The sequence below is a fragment of the Bacteroides sp. 41_26 genome (genome assembly GCF_949740115.1).
GTDB classification, from domain to species: domain Bacteria; phylum Bacteroidota; class Bacteroidia; order Bacteroidales; family Bacteroidaceae; genus Bacteroides; species Bacteroides nordii.
Map to the genome: position 1 here is coordinate 1 of NZ_CATJGZ010000102.1, position 1,747 is coordinate 1,747.

General features: G+C 39.5%; 1 protein-coding gene and 2 pseudogenes. All 3 read left to right on the forward strand.

Annotation, left to right across the window (positions count from 1 at the left end):
- Positions 1-1,219, forward strand: a 1,219-nt coding sequence (locus QX565_RS15605) for a site-specific integrase (protein ID WP_289293421.1), incomplete at its 5' end; no start/stop codon positions are given.
- A 132-nt stretch (positions 1,220-1,351) separates the two neighbouring features.
- Positions 1,352-1,564, forward strand: a pseudogene (locus QX565_RS20655) (ORF6N domain-containing protein); the annotation flags it as partial.
- Positions 1,565-1,585: 21 nt separating this feature from the next.
- A pseudogene (locus QX565_RS20660) lies at positions 1,586-1,747 on the forward strand (ORF6N domain-containing protein); the annotation flags it as partial.

The window sequence follows — 1,747 nt, forward strand, 5'->3', positions numbered from 1 at the left end:
AAAAAGTACTTTCAGCGTATTGTTTTACCTGAAAAAAGACAAGATGAAAAAGAATGGTTTAGTACCCATTCATGCCCGTATCACAATCAACGGCAAACAGACCCAATTCAATACCAAGTTAGAAGTATTAGAAACTAACTGGAAATCCGGCAGAGCCATAGGTAAATCAATGGAGATACAAAGGCTTAATTCCATGCTGGACGACATCAAAGCAAATATCCGTTCCCACTTCCACAATCAATTAATGCGGGATAGCTATGTTACACCCGAAAGCGTGAAAAATGCACTATTGGGAAAAGAGGAAGAAGCAAATACCATTATTTCTTTTTTCACCCAGCACAACGACCAATACAAAAAAAAGGTCGAAGCAGGAGAAGCCACACCCAAAACATACAGCCGATACGAACTGACAAAGTTACGTTTAACCGAATACATGAAAGATGAATATCGTGTATCGGATTTGCCTATACGCCAAATCAACAAAGTATTTATTGAGAATTTCTACCTGTATATAATAAAGAACCACGATTGTTCACCCAATACGGCTATGAAGTTTATCCAACGTTTCCGCACGGTAGTAAACTTTGCACAAGGTACAGGATTGATAACAGCCGACCCGTTCGCCAATTATAAACTGAAATTCGAGTATATAGAAAGAGGGTATCTTGACAAAGACGAGATAAGCAGGATATGCAATAAGGATTTTGCTTCAAAGCGATTGGAACAGGTACGGGATATATTCATTTTTAGCTGCTATACGGGACTTTCATACGTAGATATATGCGAATTAACCAGTAATGACATACGGTTGGCATTTGATGATAATTTGTGGATTATAAAGAAGCGTCACAAGACAAAAGTAACATCAAACATCCGCTTACTGGATATTCCTAAAGCTATCCTGAACAAATACGAGGGAAAACTGAAAAACGGTCAGTTGTTACCTGTTATCAGTAACCAAAAGATGAATGATTATTTGAAAGAAATTGCCGTTCTATGTGGTATCGACAAAAATATCACGTTCCACCTTGCAAGGCACACATTTGCCACGACCATTACGTTAGCCAATGGCGTACCTATTGAAAGCGTATCTAAGATGTTGGGACATACGGACATTCGCACTACTCAAATCTATGCTAAGGTCATAGATACGAAACTAAGTAACGATATGGAACTGCTGGCACAGAAAATCAATACCCAAAAGATAGCTGCCATTTAGTAGATTAGTAACTGGTCACCATCTGTGACCAGTTACCTAAAGATAACTTATCACTTAACAACTTAAAATATAAGAATTATGGACTTACAAATCATCCAAAGCAAGATTTATGAAATCAGGGGTTGCCGGGTTATGCTCGATAGCGACCTTGCAGCACTTTACCAAGTGGAAACGAAAGCCTTGAAACAGGCTGTTAAACGTAATCTCGACCGTTTCCCGGACGATTTTATGTTTGAGCTTACCAAAGAAGAAACCGAATGTTTAAGGTCGCAAATAGCAACCTTAGAGAAAGGAGCAGATGATGAAACTAACTTGAGGTCACAAATTGTGACCTCAAGATGGGGTGGCTCTCGTTATCAAAATTTCGTGTTTACCGAGCAGGGGGTCGCCATGATTTCATCCGTTCTAAGAAGTGATACAGCCGTTAAGGTGAATATTTCCATCATGCGTGCTTTCGTCCTCATGCGGCAAATGTCAATCGGTTACGAGGAACTTCTTAAACGCATCGAAGAACTGGAACAGAGTACG